This is a genomic window from Bradyrhizobium stylosanthis, assembly GCF_001641335.1.
GTDB lineage: Bacteria > Pseudomonadota > Alphaproteobacteria > Rhizobiales > Xanthobacteraceae > Bradyrhizobium > Bradyrhizobium stylosanthis.
Map to the genome: position 1 here is coordinate 532174 of NZ_LVEM01000005.1, position 17987 is coordinate 550160.

Genomic DNA, 17987 nt, shown 5'->3' on the forward strand with positions numbered 1-17987 from the left:
CTTGATCCAGCGCAACTTTGCCTGCACCCCGCCATGCAATGTCGCTTCGAACGTGGAATTGCAATCGAGGCAGGTCATGAAGGCGTATTTCATCGGTGGTGGCATCGGATCGCTCGCGGGCGCGGCGTTCCTGGTTCGCGACGCCCAGCTGCCGGGGCGCGATATCGTGATCTACGAGGCGCAGCCGCTGGTTGGCGGCAGCCTCGACGGTGCGCTGCTCGCAAGCGGTGCCTATTCGCTGCGCGGCGGGCGCATGCTCACCACCGATCACTACGAATGCACCTGGGACCTGCTGTCGAGCATTCCCTCGCTCGAACATCCCGGCCTCAGCGTGCGCGACGAGACCATCGCGTTCAACCTGGAGAATCCGGCGCATTCGCAAGCGCGGCTGGTCGACCGCAACCGCTTCAAGATCGACGTCACCCATATGGGCTTTTCGGCGCGCGACCGGCTCGAGCTGCTGCGGCTCACCGAGGCCTCGGAGGAGACGCTCGGCAACAGCCGCATCACCGACTGGTTGTCGCCGAAATTCTTCGAGTCGAATTTCTGGTACATGTGGCAGACCACCTTCGCCTTCCAGCCTTGGCACAGCGCGGTCGAGCTGAAGCGCTATCTGCACCGCTTCATGAACGAGTTTCCGCGCATCGAGACCCTCGCGGGCGTCAAGCGCACGGTCTACAATCAATATGACGCGATCGTGCGGCCGCTCGCCGATTGGCTGAAGCGGCAGGGCGTGCAGTTCGTGCGCGGTACCCGCGTCACCGACATGACGCTCGAGGACGAGGGCGGGCGCGTCCGTGTCCGCCAGCTCATGCTCGACCGCGATGGCCGTAGCGCCAATGTCCGTCTCGAGGACGGCGACCTCGTGTTCTTCCAGAACGGCTCGATGACGGATGCCTCGAGCCTGGGCACCATGACCGAGCCGCCGCCACACCTGACCAAAAAAGACAGCCAGGGCTGGGCGCTGTGGGAGAGTATCGCGCAAGGACATCCCGAATTCGGCGACCCGTCCGCGTTCAACACCTCGATTCCCGAATCCTACTGGCTGTCCTTCACGGTCACCTGCCGCGACTCGGGCTTCTTCGACAAGATGGAGGCGTTCTCCGGCAACAGGGCCGGCACCGGCGGGCTGGTCACGTTCAGGGATTCCAACTGGCTGATGTCGGTGGTGCTGTATCACCAGCCGCATTTCGCGGGCCAACCGAAGGACGTGCAGGTGTTCTGGGGTTACGCGCTGCATCCCGATCGCGTCGGCAATTTCGTCGGAAAGCCGATGTCCGATTGCGGCGGCGCCGACATCCTGCACGAGCTGTGCGGGCACCTGAATTTCGATCGTGCATTGTTCGAGACTGCGACCTGCATTCCCTGCCGCATGCCCTACATCACCAGCATGTTCATGCCGCGCAATCTGACCGACCGGCCGCTGCCGGTGCCCAAAAATTCGGTCAACCTTGCCTTCGTCAGCCAGTTCGTCGAGATACCCGACGACGTCGTCTTCACCGTCGAATATTCGGTGCGCGCGGCGCAGATGGCCGTCTATCAGCTGATGAAGCTCGACCGGCCGGTGCCGCCGGTGACCCGTCACGACAAGTCGCTCGCGGTGATCTTCGCGACGCTGGAGAAAGCGTTCGCATGAACCGGGACGGCGTCGCCGGCACATACGGCAGTTGCTAGCGCGCCGCTGCCAGCGGCAGGCTGACGTGAAAGACGGCGCCGCCTCCCGGCGCGTTTTCGGCCCAGATGCGGCCGCCATGCGCCTCGATGATCGTATGCGCGATCGAGAGGCCGATGCCCATTCCTTGCGCCTTGGTCGTGAAGAACGGCTTGAAGATCTCGGTGACCTTGTCAGCGAGGATGCCGTCGCCCGTGTCGGCGATCGAGACGACGGCCAGATTGCCGTCGGCGAGACTGGTGCGGCCGACGACGCGGCGCCGATCGTCGGGAAGATGGGCCACGGCGTCCATGCCGTTCACGACGAGATTCAGGATCGCCTGCTGGAGCTGAACCTTGTCGCCTTTCACGCGGATCTCCGCGGACGACGGCTGCGTCACGAGCTCGACATCATGGGTCAGGGCCTGCACGGAGAGAAAGCGGAAGACCTCGCCGACCGTCGCATTGAGGTCGAGCTCGCGCCGTTCGGTCGGGTCCCGCTTCAGGAATGAGCGCAGCCGGCCGATGACTTCGGCCGCCCGCTGATCGTCGCGGCGGATGTGGTCCAGTATGTCCTTGATCTCCCGGAGGTCGGGCGTTGGATGCTTCAAGATCTGCTGGGCCGTTTCGGCATTGATGAGGATGGCGGCGAGCGGCTGGTTTAGCTCGTGGGCGAGCGAGACGGACATTTCTCCCGCAGTCGCGCGGCGGTTCATGTGGGCGAGCTCGGACATGCGCTGGCGTGCCTCGACCTCGGCGACGAAGCGCAAGCGGCGCTCGCGCAGCAGGACGGTGATCATCAGCGCCTGCACCAGCATCACGCTCGCAACGATCAGGGAGTGCCAGTAGTACTGCGCCCAGAAGCTCGGTTCGCGGAAACGAATCTCGCTGCCGGGCGGCAGATTGGTTTCGTCCACGTTCCAGCGTTTCAGCTCTCGCGAATCGAAGACCGGCTTCACGTTATTCCCGCCGAACGGTGCGATGCTCTGGGGCGATTCGCCATCGAGGATCCGCATCGCCAGTTCGCCGGCTTCCCGGCCGATGATTTCGGGCAGCAGCAGGAAGCCGCCCACGCCCGCCCGTCCGAGGAACGTGTCCGACGTGATGATGATCGGGCGGTTCGCATTCTCGGCGACGCGCGCAAGCGCCGCCGCAGGGGAGTAATAGGTGCCTTCGCCGTCGGAATACATCGCCGAGGTCAGGATCGCCGAGCGGTCGGGCAGGGCAGCGACCTGCTTGCGGACGTCGCGCAGCACCGCTCCGGAGAGGTCGGTGACTTCGAGATCGGGCATTGCCGCCGCGAAGTCCTGCTTCCAGTGCCCGTATGTCAGCGGATTCTTCCAGGCCTCGCCCACCAGGACGACGCGGGTCAGGTCGGGAACGACGGCGCGCGCGGCCGTCAGGAGCTGTGCCGGTCTCACCCTTGCGAAGACGGCGGTGGAGTTGGGCAGAAACAGCGCGCGCGTCTCCGGCAGATCGGGCACGAAGCCGTAGACGACCGGTGCGGCCGGCCAGATCTCCTGCTTCCGCCGCTGCAGGAATTTCGCCGACGAGACGCCGATCGAGACGATGACGTCGATTGGCCGCTGCGCGTATTTGGTCTTGAGGTGACCGATCAGGCTCTCTTCGTAATCCTGTCCCGGGAAGCGGGCGAGATCGAGGCTCTCGCCGAAGATCACCGTGTGGGCATTTCCGTTCTGCTTCGCGGCGGCGCGGATGCCGGCAAAGATCTCAAGATAGAAGGGTGAGCGGAAATCGGCTTCTTCCAGCACCAGGATCGAACGCTGTCTCGAGCCGTCGGCTGCGATGCATTCACGCGACAGGCTAGCGAGCAGGCAGACGATCAGTATGCGCACGAGCCCGGCGATCACTCGCATTGTTGCACTCTCGGCCCCGCCTCCGGTTGCAATCGCACCTCCTCGATGAGGACGCGCGCGAGAGCATACAAGCCTGACCTGGAGTTTCAACGGAGCGATGCGCAGCCGACAGTGCTATCACGCAATGCGGGGCGAAGTGCCGCTACTTGAACGGGTCCTGGATCGACGGCGACGATTGCCGGATACGGCGCACGCTCACCGGCGTACCGTCGGAGACGAACAGCAGTTCATATCGGCGGCCTTCATTGTCGGTCGCCGTGCAGGTGACGTCGTTCACCTTCTTCGCAGCGAAGTTGCCGGTCTGGCGGCAAATGCCGGTGGAGGCCTGTTCGGCCGGTACCGGCAGACCGTCGACCTTGGGCCGGTCCTTGGAGTTGAGCAGCATGCGGTCGATCGGCAGTTCATAGGAATTGTCGTCGGCACGCTTGCCGTTCTCGCCGGAGAACGACACGACGTGGTTCTCGTCGTTCGGATCGTCCACGGCGACTGCGAAATTGACCCGGCCCTTGTCGGCATGGGCGTAGGCCACGGCCTTGCAGGCGAAGGTGCGGCCCGCGACCGTCAGCGTCTTGCAGTGGCCGGACATCAGCGCCAGCAGGTCGATCAAGGCGGTCTGCTGTGCCGGCGGATTGTTGACCGCAATGGGCTTGGAATCTTCGGCGAAACAAGGACTTGTCCAAGCACTTGCCGAAGCCACGGCGAACGCTGTGAGGGTTGCTGCGAGGACCGGTCGGCAGAGGCGCATCGTCAGGCTCGTATGCCAGTGGACCACGGATAACGGGATCGCGGCGAAGGTCCGCTTCATAACCATCGGATCGCAGATTGGTTGCGATCCGGTTCGCGCTGCCGTCTGGAATACCACCGCACCATCCCCTGGCGATTCGTCCAAATCGCCCCATCGTCCCGGCGGGCACTTGCCGCCAGGCCGGTGTTTTTTTCGTGGCGAAGGCGGATGGCGGTTACGCCGCCTGCTTCATGGTCCGGGCGAAAGCGGGATAAGTCTCGGCGAGCTCGTCGAGAATTTTTCCGTGCAGCAGCTCCAGGGTGGCGGCGTCGGGCCGCGGTGTCTCGCGCACGACCTCCGGCTCGGCATAGTCGAAGCCGGTATTCTCCCGGATGTCGGCCGGCGTGAACGGCGCATGCACGGAGCGCAAGGCGAACCCGCCTGCGTCGCGATCGAAATCGAACAGCGCCATGTTGGTCAGAAGCGCGTAGGGACCACCGCGGCGGGATACCTCAGGGGTAACCGCCCTGGCGCTGACGAAGTCGACCTTCGGCACGAACACGCGCGGTGAATGCTCCTCGCGAAACAGGATCACGCGCGGGATCAGGTGATAGAGATAGGCCGAGCCGAACGAGCCGGGCCAGCGCACGTCGGTCTTCGGGTAGTCACCGGTACCGACGAGGTTGATGTTGCCCGCGCCGTCGATCTGGCCGCCGCCGAGGAAGAACGCGTCGACCCGGCCCTGCGCGGCGCAGTCGAACAGCTCGACGCCGCCATTGGTGAAGAAGTTGTGCCGCTGCGATCCCAGGATCGAGATACGCACCGGCGGCTTGCCGTCGCGTTCGTTGCGCGCGCGCAGCAGCATGGCGCCGGCCGCCGGTATCGGCGACGACGCGCCGACCGCGACGTGGCGGATGCCGTCGAGCAGATCGGCGATGGTGGCGATGAGGATTTCGCGGCGTTCGTGTTCGGAAGCCATGGTGTCAGGCCACCTGCTTGCGATGGGACAGGAACGTCGAGAGATAGGCGCGGAAGCCGTCCTCGCTGCGCGCCATCGCCGTGTAGCGCGCGATCTCGGCCTCGTCGGCGGGATATTCGTCCCAGAGCGCCAGCGGCCATGCGCCGCTCTCCGCCACCGCGATGGCGTCGACATAGATCGAGGGCAGCACGCCGGCAGCGGACTCTTCGGTCTCGAACAGATCGTGGTCGACGATGCGCTCGACGGTGACCAGCGTACGCCTGGCGGCATAGGCCATGGTGGCGAGCTCGCGGAAGCGGCCGATCCTGACATTGCCGGCACGGTCGGCCTCCGGCGCATGAAACAGCGCGACGTCGGGCTTGATCGCCGGCACTACCACCACCTTGCGCGGTTCGCCGACCGGACTGTCGATCACCTTCCAGTCGGGCCGCACCTCGAGCAGATCGCTGCCGATGATGCCGGCGATCGGCATGAAGGGCACGCCATGCTGCGCCGCGATCAGGCCGGCGTGAATCGCGGGGCAGGTGGCATCGCGGAGCGTCACGGTGCCGGCTCGCACCGCAGCGCCGAAACGCGGCGCGCCGCCGGCTTCGCCGAGCGAGATGGCGCTGGTCTCGAGCGTCTTGACCGCGCCGGCACCGATCAGGAGATCGGCCTGCATGCCGCTGATGGGGACGCAGACCAGATGAAGATCGTCGATGCCGGCCGAGATGATCGCCGCGGTCGCGGCCATCGCGACGCCGGAACGGTCCACGGGAACGGCGAGCGTTTGCCCTGATGCCACGCGCGCGGCCAGCGCTTCCAGCGCAACGATCTCGGTCATGGGCGTCCTCCGGTGTTTTTTTGATCCTGCCTCAAGCCATCGCCGCCTGCCAGCGCGTATCGCGCATGGAGGGACGGCGGTGCAGGCGGGCGTCGAGCAGGGTGCGCGCGCGCGAGAGGTCGCCGCTGCGCATCAGCGCGACGATGAAGGTGTCCTCGATCAGCTCGCGCTGGGCATGGCTGCCGCCGATGCGGACGACTTCGCCAAGGACGGGCGCGAGCGCTTGCACGCAGGCCGCATGATCCTCATCCGCGAAGGCTGCGAGCGCCCGGCAGATCGCCGGCACCACGGGGCCGGCCGGCAGCTTGCCCTCGGCGAGGCGCTGCTCGATGACAGCAAGCCGGGCGGCAAGCGCCTCGCGATTCTGCGTTGCGGCGGCGAACAACGCCATGTGGACGTCGGCGAACGGCAGGCTCGATTTCGGGAACAGTTTTTGTGCGGCGCTGTCTGCTTCCGCCCACAGCGCCCGCGGCACGGAATGACCGTAGGCCGCAAGGCGCCAGAGCAGCGAGGCGCTGTCGGTGACGATGTTGAGCGGCGGGGCCTGCGTCGCCGAAGGCTGCAGCACGTCGGCGTAGATCCTGAGCGCCTTCGCCGCATCGCCGTGCTCAAGCGCGCCGAGCGCCTGGTGCCAGAGGATGTGGCCGTGCAGGATGCCGGCGCGGCCGTAAGTGGGGATCCAGTCATCGACGAGGCGGTCCGCCTCGTCGATAGAGCCGTCCTCGAACATCGCGTGCAGCACCGCGTGCGCGGCGTGGGCGTTGGCGCGGCGCAGGTTGAAGCCACGCTCGGTGACGGCGCGGCCGCGCGCGACGTCGCCGTTCTCGGTCATCGCCCAGCCGGACATGGTGAGGAACCACCAGTCCTCGTCGTAGTGCCGCGCGACGCGCTCGCACAGCTCGTGCCTTGCGCGGTCGTGGTCGGGCATGCCCGAGAAGGCGAACAGGCCGAAGGCGCCGAGCGGCAGCGACAGCACCACGGCATCGCGCGGCCATGCCTCGACATGCCGGGACATCGCGGCGATGGCGTCGGGCAGCCGGCCCTCGATCGCGAGCGCCAGCGTCTCGACATGCGAGCGCTCGCGCTCGGTGCCGCGCGTGGCGACGATCTCTCTCGCTCGCGCGGCCTTCTGCCGCGCGAGGTCGCCCTGCTGGTAGAAGGCATGCACGCGGGCGCGGGCGATCTGGGCGAGCGCGAAATCCGGATCCGCCGCAATCGCACGTTCCAGCGTTTCCGCCGTACCGGTCCAGCCCGCGAGCATGAGGTCGACGCCCTCGCGATAGGCGGATGCCGCCTCGTCGGATGCGGTGGAAAGCGGCAGTCCGTAGCGATCCTCATGCGCCATCGTGGTCTCCCGATGTTACGTCGTCCGCGCGCGGCGGCCCTCGATCGGATAGGCCGGGTCGTTGTAGCCCGGCGTTGACGGATGGCCCGGAACGACCAGCCGGTCGACAAGCGCTTCGTCATCGGCGGTGAAGCGATAGTCGAGCGCGCTGATGTAGCCGTCCCATTGTTCCTCGGTGCGCGGCCCCGCGACGATCGAGGAGACGAAAGCGGAGTTCAGCACCCAGCCGACCGCGAACTGGCCGGCGGTGATGCCCTTCCTCTCGGCGTGAGCCTTGATCTCCTGCGCGAGCTGGAGCGATTCCGGCCGCCATTCCGTCTGCATCATGCGGGTGTCGTTGCGGCCCGCGCGCGTCTCCTTGTCGGGGGCTGCGTCGGGCCTGTACTTGCCGGTGAGCACGCCGCGCGCGAGCGGGCTGTAGGGCACGATGCCGAGACCGTAATAGGAGCAGGCCGGAAAGTGCTCGACCTCGGGCATGCGGTTCATCGCGTTGTAATAGGGCTGGCTCACCGCGGGACGGTCGATGCCGAGCCGGTCGCAGATGTTGCAGATCTCGGCGACACGCCAGGCGCGGTAGTTCGAGACGCCGAAATAGCGCACCTTGCCTGCACGGATCAGATCACCCATCGCGCGCACCGTCTCCTCCAGCGGCGTCGCGTGGTCTTCCTTGTGCAGATAGTAGACGTCGATGTGCTCGGTGCCGAGCCGCTTCAGGCTTTCGTCGGCGGCCTGCAGCACCCAGCGCCGCGACAGCCCGACGCGGTTGGGATCGTCGCCCATGGGATTGGCAAGCTTCGTCGCGAGCACCCAGGATTGGCGATTGCCGGCGATGGCGCGGCCGACGACTTCCTCGGACGCGCCCTTCGAATAGGCGTCGGCGGTGTCGATGAAATTGATGCCGGCCCCGCGCGCCTTGTCGATGATCCTTTTCGATGCGGCCTCATCGGTCGGCCCGCCGAACATCATGGTGCCCAGGCAGATCGGCGAGACCTTCAGGCCGGTGCGGCCGAGCTGGCGGTATTGCATGGGCTATTTCCTCGATACTTCGATGGAGGGCACCATAGCCGCCCAGTCCCGTCATTGCGAGCGCAGCGAAGCAATCCAGAGATGCGTCCGCGGAAAGATGCTGGATTGCTTCGCTGCGCTCGCAATGACGGTGTGGATGGAGTCGCGCCCAAACCTCTACCGTCGTCCCGGCGAAGGCCGGGACCCATAGCCACCGAATTTGGTTTGGCGAAGACGCGTGGTGACCAGCGCGCGCAACATTCCCTCCTGGGGGTATGGGTCCCGGCCTTCGCCGGGACGACACGGAGTGTGTGGCGCAGAGCGGGTGGCCTACCCCGGCCCCTTCAAGATCTTGAACACGCCATTCGCCATCACGATGCAGCGATCATCCACCATCACCTCGGTGCTCATGAAGATCAGGCTGCGGGTCGAGCGCACCACGCGGGGGCGGGAGATCAGGATGTCGCCGATCTGGCCAGCTTCGACGAAATGGGTGTCGAGCTGCACCGTCGCCATGTATTCCTTGCCGGAGCTGTAGCGGGCGGCCATGCCGCAGGTGCGGTCGGCGAAGGTCATCATCACGCCGCCCTGGACCATGCCGCGGCGATTGTGGTGCTTGTCCTCGGTGGCGAGTGCGAATTCGTAATGGCCGTCGACCTTGCGCTCCCACAACGGGCCGATCAGGTGCATGAAGCCGGTGGTCTCCAGGATGCTCCAGCCCTCTGATTTGAGCCTTGCGGCGACCTTGCTCGTCATCTCTCCGTCCATCCCTGCAACGCTGTCTCTCCTCGTTTCATCAGATGCGGTCCTGGTGTAGTCAAGCATCATGAGAGCTTTCGACGATGCCACCAGACGGAATATCGCAGAGGCCTGCGCCGCATTCGCGCGGCTGCCCGAGATGGCCGAGCCATCGGCGCTGAAGCGCGCCGCGGTGGTGCTGGCGCTGACCGAATCCAGCGACCGCGACGACACCGCCTTCCTGCTCACCAAGCGCGCATCGAGTCTTCGTTCGCATCGCGGTCAATGGGCGCTGCCGGGCGGTCGCTGCGATGCCGGCGAGACGCCGGTGGAGGCGGCGCTGCGCGAGCTTGATGAAGAGCTCGCGCTCAAGCTTTCAGCCGCCGACGTGCTCGGCACGCTCGACGACTATCCGACACGCTCGGGCTATCTGATCACGCCGGTCGTGGTCTGGGCCGCCGACAGTGCTGCAATCAGGCCGAACCCGGACGAGGTGGCCTCGGTCCATCGCATCGCGCTCGATACGATCGAGCGCGACGAGGCCTTCGATTTCACCGCCATCCCCGAAAGCGCCCGCCGCGTCATCCGCTTCCATCACCAGATGAGCCTGATCCATGCGCCGACGGCCGCCTTGATCTACCAGTTCCGCGAGGTGCTGGCGGGACGGCACACCCGCGTCACCGACCTGGAACAGCCGGTTTTCGCTTGGAAGTGAGGCAAAGGACGAAAAAATAAGGTAAACGGCACGTTAACGTGACGGTTACCGGATGCCTGCTAAGAGGGCGGCATGCATCATTCGATTCGAAACTCGCTGACGCTGGTTCCGCTCGCGTTTCTGCTGCTCGCGCCTGCCGCGCGCGGCGGCGAGGCCGACGCGCTGCCGCCGTTCGTCCGCAATGCCAATGCCCAGCTGCTGTCGCAGTTCTTTGCGCAGGGCGGGGCCTCGCCCGCAGTGCTGGAATATCGCCGCAAGCTGCAGGAGTATCAGGCGGCGCGCGCGGCCTTCGACGAGGAGGCCGGCGCCTATTGGAGCCAGATCTCCGAGAAGCGGAGAGGCCGCAACGCCAAGCGGCGTAGCGGTCAGCAGGTCACGCTCGATGACTATGTGCTGGAGCATCCGCCGCTCTATACCGGGCCGAAGCGGCCGGTGAATCCGGAGCCGGAGGAGACGCCGGAGCGCCCGACCAGAAAGCCGATCCCCGTCGTTTCCGATCTGCTGCGCGCGGCGCAGGAGCTCTACCAGTTCACGCCGCAGCGGCCGTCCAGCGAGGTCGAGTTCAAGCGCGCCTATGCGCGCTACGCGCTGGCATCGGGACTGACGCGCGAGCAGGCGGTGCGGGTCTATTCGTTCGAGACCGGCGGCACCGGCAGCTACGACGTGCAGGCGGGCATCGAGCACGGCGGCAAGCGCGCGATCTCGACGGCGATGGGGTACAACCAGCTGCTCACCACCAACAGCGTCGAGCTGCTGGCCGAGCAGGGCCATGAGTTCATCCGCGCGCTGTCGGATAAGGTGGCGCGGACCTCGGGCCCGGCGCGCCAGGGGCTCGAGCACAAGCTCGCGGTGCTGAAGAAAATGGTGGCGCACGCGAAATCGGTGCCCGACACTTGGTCGGAGCACGAGAAGATCGGCAACACTGCGCAGGGCTGGGCCATGCATGCGATGGTGCTCGATATCGACATCGGGCCGATGCTGCAGACCCACAAGCTGCTGACGTCGGTGCTGTTCGCCCGCGCCAAGGGTTACAGCCGTCCGCTCAGCGCGGCCGAGCTGGAGATGATGAACCTCACTGGCGACGGCACCGGCCTCGACATGGTGACGATGCCGCAGGCGATGCGGGAGCAGGTGCCGACCTCGAACTTCTTCCAGCGCGGCGGCTACGAGCGCAACCCGGTCGCGATCCGTCACAACACGGTGGCCAAGCTGCTGGCGGTGACCGACGATCGGATGGACTCGAACAGCAGCAAACCCGGTGCAAGGGAGCTGGCAGGGGCGTTCTAGGACGGTGCTGCTTGCTTCACCTCTCCCCGCTTGCGGGGAGAGGTCGGATTGCATCGAAGATGCAATCCGGGTGAGGGGTACAGGTCCCTCGACCATCTCATGCGTGGAGAGAGGCCCCTCACCCCAACCCTCTCCCCGTAAGAACGGGGCGAGGGAGCGCACCGTGACCTTGCCCCTATTGATCCGACCCGAACTTGAACTTGCCGTCGCCTTCGAGATACGGGCCGCTGCGCATGTAGAGCTGGCCGTTGTGGCCGATGAAGAACAGCGTGCCTTTCGGCACCTTCTTGGCGCCCTTCAGCAGCTCGCCGGCATTGCTGGTGCCCATCTTGTAGGAATAGGTCTTGCCGTCCTTGTCATAGGCATAGCCGGTGTCGGGCTTGAGCTCCCAGGGCGTTGCCGCGGTTTGCGCCAACGCGGGTGCTGCGAATGCCGCGAGCGCGGCTGCGATTGCAAATGTCTTCGTTGAAAATGCCATGTTTTCCATCCTCCCCATCCTTGGGGCCCGTCTTGAACAAATCACGAACGGCATTTTCGGGTCAATTCGCAAAACGCCGCAGCGCATCACGTCTTGCCCAGCAGTTTGTGATTTTCCCTTCGTCCCCTCGCGACTATGTTCCGCTTTCCGTCTAGAACGCAATTCGACAAAAATATTGGTGGGGATGATTCGGATGCGCCATGTGATCAAACTTTGCTGGGCTGCTGCATTGTCGCTGACGGCGCTGGCGCCGGCTGCCCGGGCCGACGACTACCAGCTCAGCCATAACCAGCGGATTTCCTGCAGCCGCGGCCTTGCCCCGGGCAAGCTGAACACGGCTACCTGCAAGTCCTACACCTATCTCTTCAACACCAGGACCTCGGAATATTTCCGCTGCCAGGTCTCGCTGGCGCTGACCCGCGACAACAAGGAGGTCATCAACGTCCAGACCGACGGCGGCTGCACCAAGAAGCCGCGCATCTTCGAGACCGACGGCCATTACGATTTCGACGCCACCGAGACCGAGCCGCCGAACACCAACTCGTTCTTCGGCCCCGGCGGCTACTCGATCTGGGCTGCCGACATGAACGCGCAGAAGATCCGCGGCTGCATCACCATCTCCTCCGGCCTCGGCTCGGACATCTCCAAGTGCCTGGATATGACCTTCCAGTGAGGGTGTTCTCCCTTCCCCGCTTGCGGGGGAGGGCCGTCGCCTATGAGCCCGGCCGGGTCTGAGCCAGCGCCTCCTGAGGGCCCGCCGCAGGCGGGCGTCTCGAAGGATGTGCCGCGGACGGCTGCGCCACCTCGCCGCACCCGCCGGGTTCCCAAAAGCCGAGCCGGAACGGCCATTTACCGCAGTCCTGTTTTGCCTTTTGGATGGGTTGACCCGCCTGCCTCATCCGGCCAATTTCGCCGCCGGTTTGGGGAGTACAACAACCATGAAACGTTCGATTTTCGGCGTGGCCGCGGCTTTTGCTCTGGCGGCGTCGGCACCTTGCGCGCATGCGCAATCCTTCATCAACGTGCTGACCGGCGGCACCTCCGGCGTCTACTATCCGCTCGGCGTCGCGATCGGGAAGATCTACGGCGACAAGATCCCGAACGTGAAGACGCAGGTGCAGGCGACCAAGGCGTCGGTCGAGAACCTGATCCTGCTGCAGCAGGGCCGCGGCGAGCTGGCGTTCACGCTCGGTGACTCGCTGAAGGCCGCCTGGGAGGGCGAGGAAGAAGCCGGCTTCAAGACCAAGCTGGACAAGCTGCGCACCATCGGCGCGATCTATCCGAACTACATCCAGATCGTCGCCACCGCCGAAAGCGGCATCAAGACGCTCGCGGACCTCAAGGGCAAGAGCCTGTCGGTCGGCGCGCCGAAGTCGGGCACCGAGCTGAACTCGCGCGCGATCCTCGGTGCCGCCGGCATGAGCTACAAGGACCTCGGCAAGGTCGAGTACCTGCCGTTCGCCGAATCCGTCGATCTCATGAAGAACCGCCAGCTCGGGGCGACCCTTCAGTCGGCCGGCCTTGGCGTGGCCTCGCTGAAGGACCTCTCGACCTCGGCCTCGATCACTGTCGTGTCGGTGCCGAAAGAGACCGTCGACAAGATCGGCCCGCCCTTCATCTCGGCGACCATTCCCGCCAACACCTATACCGGCCAGGACAAGGACGTGCCGACCGCGGCCGTGGTCAATTATCTCGTGACCTCTTCGGCCGTCTCCGACGACCTCGCCTACCAGATGACGAAGCTGGTGTTCGAGTCGCTGCCGGAATTGCAGAATGCACATGCGGCGGGCAAGGAGATCAAGCTCGAGACCGCCGCCACCGGCAGCCCGGTTCCGCTGCACCCCGGCGCGATCCGCTATTACAAGGAAAAGGGGCTGATCAAGTAAGGTCGGCTACCGCAGCGGGGCGTCATGGCCGGGCTCGTCCCGGCCATCCACGTTCTAAGGCGAGGCAAGAAAGATCGTGGATGCCCGGGACAAGCCCGGGCATGACGGTGCGGATGGACCGTGCCAATGTCATAAGACGTGATGCTGGGCTGAGGACGATTTGATGCTGGAAAAGGCAGAGGGCGCCGCTGCGCCCGACAAGGTCAAGGTCGAGTTCGACAATTTCGAGCACGGCTTCCCCGAAGGCTTTGGCCCGGGCTGGTGGGGCACGCTCGCCTACTGGATCGGCATCGCGTTTGCGACCTTCCAGCTCTATGTCGCCGCCTTCAACTATCTGCCGAGCCAGGTGGTGCGCGGCGTCCATGTCGGCTTCCTCGTACTGCTCACCTTCGGCCTGATCGCCAACTTCACCGCCAAGAGCAATGCCGGCCGTGCGCTCGGCTGGGTGATCGGCGGTGCCGGCTTCTTCTGCGGGCTCTATCAGTGGATCTTCTATGCCGATCTGATCGCGCGCGACGGCGATCCGACCCGGCTCGACCTCGTGGTCGGCACGGTGCTCGCGGTGCTGATCTTCGAGGGCACGCGGCGGCTGATGGGCGCGGCGCTGCCGCTGATGTGCGGCGCCTGCTTGCTCTACTGGTTCTTCGGGCAATACCTGCCGTCGCCGCTCAACCATCGCGGCTATGACTTCGACCAGATCGTCACGCATCTGTCGTTCGGCACCGAAGGCTTCTACGGCGTGCCGATCTACGTCTCGGCGACCTACATCTTCCTGTTCATCCTGTTCGGCTCGTTCCTGGAGCGCGCCGGCATGATCCAGCTCTTCACCGACGTCTCTCTCGGCCTGTTCGGCCGCACCCGCGGCGGTCCCGCCAAGGTCGCGGTGTTCGCCTCGGGCATGATGGGCACGATTTCCGGCTCGGGTGTCGCCAACGTCGTCACCGTCGGTCAGTTCACGATTCCCCTGATGATCAGGTTCGGCTACCGCCGCGCCTTCGCGGCGGGCGTCGAAGCCACGGCCTCGATGGGCGGCCAGATCATGCCGCCGGTGATGGGCGCGGTCGCCTTCATTATGGCGGAGACGCTCGGCGTCCAGTACTCGGAGATCGTCAAGGCGGCGGCGATCCCGGCGATCCTCTATTTCGCGTCGGCGTTCTGGATGGTGCATCTCGAAGCCGGCAAGCACGGCCTCGTCGGCATGAAGCGTTCGGAGATCCCGAGCGCGTGGAGGGCGCTGGTAACGCGCTGGTACCTGGTGCTGCCGCTCGCCGCCCTCGTCTACATGCTGTTCGAGGGCTTTACCCCCCTCTATGCCGGCAGCATGGGTCTCGCGCTCACCGTGACGCTGATCCTCGGCACCGCCATCACGATGGGCGCGTCCTCGATGGTGATCCGCATCATCTTCTGGGTCGGGCTTGCGCTCGTCGTCGCCGCGCTGTCGCGCGACGGTCTCCAGATCGTGCCCGTTGCGAGCGTCGTGGTCGGGCTGATCGTGATCACCGCGTTCGTCCGTGGCGGATTCAAGGCCCTGCGCGAGTGCCGCGACGCACTGGCCGAGAGCGCGAAATCCGCCATCACCGTCGGCATGGCCTGCGCCATCGTCGGCGTCATCATCGGCATGATGTCGCAGACCGGCGTCGGCACCATCTTCGGCAGCTGGGTGATCGGGCTCGGCGAGAAGAGCCTGTTCCTGGCGCTGATCATGACCATGCTGCTGTCGATCCTGCTCGGCACCGGCATTCCGACCATCCCGACCTACATCATCACCGCCGCGCTTGCAGCGCCGGCGCTGGCCAAGCTCGGCGTGCCCCTGATCGCGAGCCACATGTTCGCGTTCTACTACGGCATCATGGCCGATCTCTCGCCGCCGGTGGCGCTTGCCGCGCTCGCCGCAGCGCCGATCGCCAAGGAGAACCCGGACAAGATCGGCTGGGAGGCGATGCGTATCGCGCTCGCCGGCTATGTCATCCCCTTCATCTTCGTCTATTCGCCGGCGCTGATGTTGCAGACGGGCGATCCCATGGCGGCCAAGCTCGGCTTCTACGGCGCGGTGGCGCTGGCGACCGTGAAGGCGCTGGTGGCGATCGCGCTGTTCGGCATGGTCGCGATCGGCTTCCTGTTCACGCGGCTGACGCTGGTCGAGCGCCTTGTCGCGCTCGGCGCCGCGTTCTGCCTGCTCGGCGACTTCGCCTTCAGCGACACCGCGGGCTTCGTGCTCTCCGCGGCCCTCGTGCTGTGGCAGTGGCGTCAGCGGCCGCCGGCGCCGGTCGAGGCGGTGTGAGCCTCTGCCTCGCAACAGCCGGGGCCACGAAGGCGTTGGCGCTGTCGGCGTTCACACTTGTCTGGACGCATTCGATCGCGAAGGTGGACTGGCAGGAAGACTGGCGCGTCACGCCTGCCGGCCTCGAGCTGGTGCAAGCCCGCGTCAAGGGCACCGGCCCCGGCATGGAGCCGCCGCCCGAGGCGCGGCTGGTCGACGGCTGGTTTCAATGGAAGCCGCAGCGCGCACCGATGCCGGAGGTGGTGCTCGGCAATTCCGGCGCGGCGGGCGAATGGCGGCTGTGCCATGAGGGAAGCTGCCAGACGCTTTCGGAGATTGTCGGCCATCCCGTCGGTGCTAACGTCACGACCATGAAAGTTTGCAGCGATCCGTAGCCCGGATATCGCTGCGCTCATCCGGGCTACAACGAAGAATAAGAGGAGACCACGATGGATCGGCTCAAGGGCAAGGTTGCGATGGTGGTGGGGGCCGGCTCGATCGGACCCGGCTGGGGCAATGGCAAGGCGACCGCGGTGACCTTCGCACGCGAAGGTGCGCAGGTGTTTTGCGTCGATCGCAACGGTGCGGCCGCCGAGGAGACTGCGAAGATCATCACCGGCGAGGGCGGCAAGGCGACGGCGTTCACCGCCGATGTTTCGCGGGCGAGTGAGATCGAGGCGATGGTGGCGGGGTGCCTGAAGGCCTATGGCCGCATCGACGTGCTCGACAACAATGTCGGCATCGCCGAGATGGGCAGCGTCGTCGACGTCGCGGAGGAGAGCTGGGATCGCGTCTTCACCGTCAACCTCAAGAGCTCCTATCTCGCCATGAAGCACGTCATCCCCGTGATGGTGAAGCAGGGCGGCGGCTCGATCATCAACATCTCCTCGATCGCCTCGATCCGCCATGTCGGGATTTCCTACGTCAGCTACAACGCCAGCAAGGCGGCGATGAACCAGCTGACGCGCTCCACCGCGATCGAGTTCGCGAAGAACCATGTGCGGGTGAATGCGATCCTGCCCGGCTTGATGAAGACGCCGATGGTGGAGCACTCCGCAGGTCTTGCCAACAGCTACGCCAAGGGCGACGTCGAGGCGATGTGGCGCGCCCGCGATGCGCAGGTGCCGATGGGCCACATGGGCGAAGCCTGGGACGTCGCGAATGCCGCGCTGTTCCTGGCATCGGACGAGTCGAAATATGTGACGGGTATCGAGCTGGTGGTGGACGGCGGCATCACCTGCAAGGCGGGGGCGTAGCTTCTCGTCGCCCTGGCGAAAGCCAGGGCCCAGAACCACCGAGCTTGGTTTGGCGAAGATTCGTGGTTGTCGGTCCGCTCCGACAACCAGCATTCGGGGTAATGGGTCCTGGCTTTCGCCAGGATGACATCATCACTGGGCCAGCGCCAAAATACCGCCGGCGAACGAATGCCACGCGGCCGTCTCGCTGATCGGCCAGTTCAAGACCTTCACCGCCAGCATCGCGAGCGTGCCGTAGATGTAGACCGGATGCACGCGGCCCTCGGTGCGCCAGTCGCGCACCATGGCGACGACGAGCAGGAGCGAGGCGACCACGGCCGGCGCGATGGTGACGGGCACCGGGGGTGGGCCGGGCGGTCCGGGAGGCGCGAGGAAGGTCAGGAACCAGCGCGCGATCGCGGCGTCGAGGATCGAGACCGCGGCGAGCAGCATCAGGCGCTTGTGAACTTCGGGCCTGCGCGTGTTCATGATTCCGAGCACGAAGACGATTGCGAAGAACGCGATGCCGGTCATCGGTACGATGGAGAAGACGATGCCGGCATCTTTCTGCCCGAGCGCAGCGGAGTGCTGCATCACGTGCACCGAGGCGAGGAAGCCGAAGATCGTCATCGCGGTCGCGAGCGAGACGCCGGCAATGCCGAGGGAGCGGTGATTGACCACGCGGCCCGAGGCCGCGAGCCAGGTCTGGATCACGAAGTAGAGAGACCATGTGAAGAACAACAGGCCGTGAAAATGAATCACGGGGCTTGCAGAGAACGTCCGGTGAGCGAGCGGCACCCAATAGGTCGGCGCGAAACCGAGGAAAGCCGTGGCCGCGCAAGCCAGGGCCATGTGGAAATAAAAATATCGTGCAGGCGACGCATCACGCGCGCGTACACGACGGTCGTCGATCAGGGTTGTCATCAAGGATGAGTCTGGAGGGCTGGGGTTTGGTTCAAATCCGATGTCGTCCCCGGCTTAGCGC

At 65.5% G+C, this 17987-nt stretch carries 17 protein-coding genes; 8 read left to right on the plus strand and 9 right to left on the minus strand.

The features are described 5' to 3' along the window. Positions 1–52: 52 nt before the first annotated feature. A complete protein-coding gene (locus A7X65_RS33815; protein WP_283806191.1) occupies positions 53–1636 on the plus strand; it encodes an oleate hydratase in 1584 nt (527 codons plus the stop codon). A gap of 34 nt (positions 1637–1670) precedes the next feature. Here the strand turns inward: A7X65_RS33815 and A7X65_RS33820 are convergent, their stop codons facing one another. The 7 genes from A7X65_RS33820 to A7X65_RS33850 form a co-directional block, all read right to left on the minus strand. Beyond that, positions 1671–3527 (minus strand): sensor histidine kinase, encoded by a 1857-nt coding sequence (locus A7X65_RS33820; RefSeq protein ID WP_063693550.1) that lies wholly within the window; start codon positions 3525–3527, stop codon positions 1671–1673. A gap of 142 nt (positions 3528–3669) precedes the next feature. After that, positions 3670–4272 (minus strand): hypothetical protein, encoded by a 603-nt coding sequence (locus tag A7X65_RS33825; RefSeq protein WP_063693873.1) that lies wholly within the window; start codon positions 4270–4272, stop codon positions 3670–3672. A gap of 214 nt (positions 4273–4486) precedes the next feature. Beyond that, complete coding sequence (locus A7X65_RS33830; RefSeq protein WP_063693552.1) at positions 4487–5230, minus strand: CoA transferase; 744 nt, start codon at positions 5228–5230, stop codon at positions 4487–4489. A 4-nt stretch (positions 5231–5234) separates the two neighbouring features. Beyond that, the gene (locus tag A7X65_RS33835; RefSeq protein ID WP_063693554.1) at positions 5235–6053 is read right to left on the minus strand and encodes a CoA transferase subunit A; all 819 of its coding nucleotides are present in this window, start codon (positions 6051–6053) and stop codon (positions 5235–5237) included. A gap of 31 nt (positions 6054–6084) precedes the next feature. Next, positions 6085–7398 carry a tetratricopeptide repeat protein gene (locus A7X65_RS33840; protein ID WP_063693556.1) on the minus strand — a complete coding sequence of 438 codons (1314 nt, stop codon included), beginning with the start codon at positions 7396–7398 and terminating at the stop codon, positions 6085–6087. A 15-nt stretch (positions 7399–7413) separates the two neighbouring features. Continuing rightward, positions 7414–8424 carry an aldo/keto reductase gene (locus A7X65_RS33845; protein WP_063693558.1) on the minus strand — a complete coding sequence of 337 codons (1011 nt, stop codon included), beginning with the start codon at positions 8422–8424 and terminating at the stop codon, positions 7414–7416. 309 nt (positions 8425–8733) lie between these two features. After that, positions 8734–9159 (minus strand): PaaI family thioesterase, encoded by a 426-nt coding sequence (locus A7X65_RS33850; RefSeq protein WP_063693874.1) that lies wholly within the window; start codon positions 9157–9159, stop codon positions 8734–8736. A gap of 67 nt (positions 9160–9226) precedes the next feature. Between A7X65_RS33850 and A7X65_RS33855 the strand changes: the two genes are divergently transcribed. Both A7X65_RS33855 and A7X65_RS33860 read left to right on the plus strand, forming a co-directional pair. Beyond that, a complete protein-coding gene (locus A7X65_RS33855) occupies positions 9227–9856 on the plus strand; it encodes an NUDIX hydrolase (RefSeq protein WP_145666845.1) in 630 nt (209 codons plus the stop codon). Positions 9857–9928: 72 nt separating this feature from the next. Next, entirely contained in the window at positions 9929–11143 is a 1215-nt protein-coding gene (locus tag A7X65_RS33860) for a hypothetical protein (RefSeq protein WP_063693562.1), read from the plus strand. A gap of 175 nt (positions 11144–11318) precedes the next feature. Here A7X65_RS33860 and A7X65_RS33865 read toward each other — a convergent pair whose 3' ends face one another. Continuing rightward, entirely contained in the window at positions 11319–11621 is a 303-nt protein-coding gene (locus A7X65_RS33865) for a hypothetical protein (protein ID WP_063693875.1), read from the minus strand. A gap of 193 nt (positions 11622–11814) precedes the next feature. Between A7X65_RS33865 and A7X65_RS33870 the strand changes: the two genes are divergently transcribed. The 5 genes from A7X65_RS33870 (at position 11815) to A7X65_RS33890 (ending at position 17023) form a co-directional block, all read left to right on the plus strand. Beyond that, positions 11815–12294, plus strand: a complete 480-nt coding sequence (locus A7X65_RS33870) for a hypothetical protein (protein ID WP_063693563.1) — start codon at positions 11815–11817, stop codon at positions 12292–12294. Positions 12295–12559: 265 nt separating this feature from the next. Next, positions 12560–13507 (plus strand): TAXI family TRAP transporter solute-binding subunit, encoded by a 948-nt coding sequence (locus A7X65_RS33875; protein WP_063693564.1) that lies wholly within the window; start codon positions 12560–12562, stop codon positions 13505–13507. Between the two features lie 163 nt (positions 13508–13670). Beyond that, positions 13671–15788, plus strand: coding sequence for a TRAP transporter permease (locus A7X65_RS33880; RefSeq protein ID WP_063693565.1), 2118 nt, complete (start codon positions 13671–13673; stop codon positions 15786–15788). Further along, entirely contained in the window at positions 15785–16162 is a 378-nt protein-coding gene (locus tag A7X65_RS33885; protein ID WP_245324018.1) for a DUF1850 domain-containing protein, read from the plus strand. The genes A7X65_RS33880 and A7X65_RS33885 overlap by 4 nt, the downstream gene beginning before the upstream one ends. Before the next feature lie 54 nt (positions 16163–16216). Beyond that, positions 16217–17023, plus strand: coding sequence for an SDR family NAD(P)-dependent oxidoreductase (locus A7X65_RS33890; protein WP_063693568.1), 807 nt, complete (start codon positions 16217–16219; stop codon positions 17021–17023). A gap of 132 nt (positions 17024–17155) precedes the next feature. Here the strand turns inward: A7X65_RS33890 and A7X65_RS33895 are convergent, their stop codons facing one another. Further along, on the minus strand, positions 17156–17926 hold the full coding sequence (locus A7X65_RS33895; protein ID WP_063693570.1) for a hypothetical protein: 771 nt from the start codon (positions 17924–17926) through the stop codon (positions 17156–17158). Between the last annotated feature and the right edge of the window lie 61 nt (positions 17927–17987).

What these genes read in the sequence shown, in the direction of transcription:
- A7X65_RS33820 (WP_063693550.1), bottom strand. Translation starts at nt 3,527, where the DNA reads ATGCGAGTGATCGCCGGGCTCGTGCGCATACTGATCGTCTGCCTGCTC.
- A7X65_RS33825 (WP_063693873.1), bottom strand. Translation starts at nt 4,272, where the DNA reads ATGCGCCTCTGCCGACCGGTCCTCGCAGCAACCCTCACAGCGTTCGCC.
- A7X65_RS33830 (WP_063693552.1), bottom strand. Translation starts at nt 5,230, where the DNA reads ATGGCTTCCGAACACGAACGCCGCGAAATCCTCATCGCCACCATCGCC.
- A7X65_RS33835 (WP_063693554.1), bottom strand. Translation starts at nt 6,053, where the DNA reads ATGACCGAGATCGTTGCGCTGGAAGCGCTGGCCGCGCGCGTGGCATCA.
- A7X65_RS33840 (WP_063693556.1), bottom strand. Translation starts at nt 7,398, where the DNA reads ATGGCGCATGAGGATCGCTACGGACTGCCGCTTTCCACCGCATCCGAC.
- A7X65_RS33845 (WP_063693558.1), bottom strand. Translation starts at nt 8,424, where the DNA reads ATGCAATACCGCCAGCTCGGCCGCACCGGCCTGAAGGTCTCGCCGATC.
- A7X65_RS33850 (WP_063693874.1), bottom strand. Translation starts at nt 9,159, where the DNA reads ATGACGAGCAAGGTCGCCGCAAGGCTCAAATCAGAGGGCTGGAGCATC.
- A7X65_RS33860 (WP_063693562.1), top strand. Translation starts at nt 9,929, where the DNA reads ATGCATCATTCGATTCGAAACTCGCTGACGCTGGTTCCGCTCGCGTTT.
- A7X65_RS33865 (WP_063693875.1), bottom strand. Translation starts at nt 11,621, where the DNA reads ATGGCATTTTCAACGAAGACATTTGCAATCGCAGCCGCGCTCGCGGCA.
- A7X65_RS33870 (WP_063693563.1), top strand. Translation starts at nt 11,815, where the DNA reads ATGCGCCATGTGATCAAACTTTGCTGGGCTGCTGCATTGTCGCTGACG.
- A7X65_RS33875 (WP_063693564.1), top strand. Translation starts at nt 12,560, where the DNA reads ATGAAACGTTCGATTTTCGGCGTGGCCGCGGCTTTTGCTCTGGCGGCG.
- A7X65_RS33880 (WP_063693565.1), top strand. Translation starts at nt 13,671, where the DNA reads ATGCTGGAAAAGGCAGAGGGCGCCGCTGCGCCCGACAAGGTCAAGGTC.
- A7X65_RS33890 (WP_063693568.1), top strand. Translation starts at nt 16,217, where the DNA reads ATGGATCGGCTCAAGGGCAAGGTTGCGATGGTGGTGGGGGCCGGCTCG.
- A7X65_RS33895 (WP_063693570.1), bottom strand. Translation starts at nt 17,926, where the DNA reads ATGACAACCCTGATCGACGACCGTCGTGTACGCGCGCGTGATGCGTCG.